The sequence below is a fragment of the Planktothrix serta PCC 8927 genome, assembly GCF_900010725.2.
Lineage (GTDB): Bacteria > Cyanobacteriota > Cyanobacteriia > Cyanobacteriales > Microcoleaceae > Planktothrix > Planktothrix serta.
In genome coordinates, this window is the sequence record NZ_LR734904.1 from 1 (window position 1) to 708 (window position 708).

Sequence of the window (708 nt, forward strand, 5' to 3'; positions counted from 1 at the left end):
AACTCCACCACAAAATCAGGGCACAACGGTACAAATTTATCCTGTTGTTCAGGTGTTAACGCCTCCCAACGTTCTCGACTCACCCAAGACGCATCAGGAGAACGGTCAGCACCATTGGGAAGGGTAAAACCCGTATTAGAATCAAAGACTTCACCTAAACGAGTTTGGGAATTCCATAAATCAAGTTGAGTAATCAGTTTAACATTCCGTTTCCCTGTATTTCCTCCCGTTGGGGGCATAATAATTAATTCTCCTGTAGCCGTGCGTTCAAATTGAAAATCATGATTTTCTTGACACAATTGCCAAAATTGTTCCGAGGTTAAATCGAGTTTTAATGTTAAAATAGGGGGTAACGTCAGAATATTGGTTTCCATAATAATTTGGGTTTTTGAAGGGAATGGGGATTAAATACTAAATCGCTTACCAAATCGAGGTTAAATCTAATACAAAACCGGGTAAAACTTCCTCGCCTGAAATTTGGTTAGGATGTTCTAAAATTTCTACCGCTTGATGCCAACGATAAATTTCAATTTGTTGCTGTTTACGATTAATTAACCAGCCTAATTTTGCCCCATTCTCTTGATATTCTTGCATTTTTTGACGAGTTTTTTCTAAACGATCACTCGGAGACATTAACTCCACCACAAAATCAGGGCACAACGGTACAAATTTATCCTGTTGTTCAGGTGTTAACGCCTCCCAACGTTC

2 protein-coding genes are annotated in these 708 nt (G+C 39.1%); both read right to left on the minus strand.

Features of this window, described 5'->3' with window-relative positions; genetic code table 11:
• Nucleotides 1-374, minus strand: a 374-nt coding sequence (locus PL8927_RS27570) for a Uma2 family endonuclease (protein ID WP_197047585.1), incomplete at its 3' end; no start/stop codon positions are given.
• Nucleotides 375-420: 46 nt separating this feature from the next.
• Nucleotides 421-708, minus strand: a 288-nt coding sequence (locus PL8927_RS27575; protein WP_197047586.1) for a Uma2 family endonuclease, incomplete at its 5' end; no start/stop codon positions are given.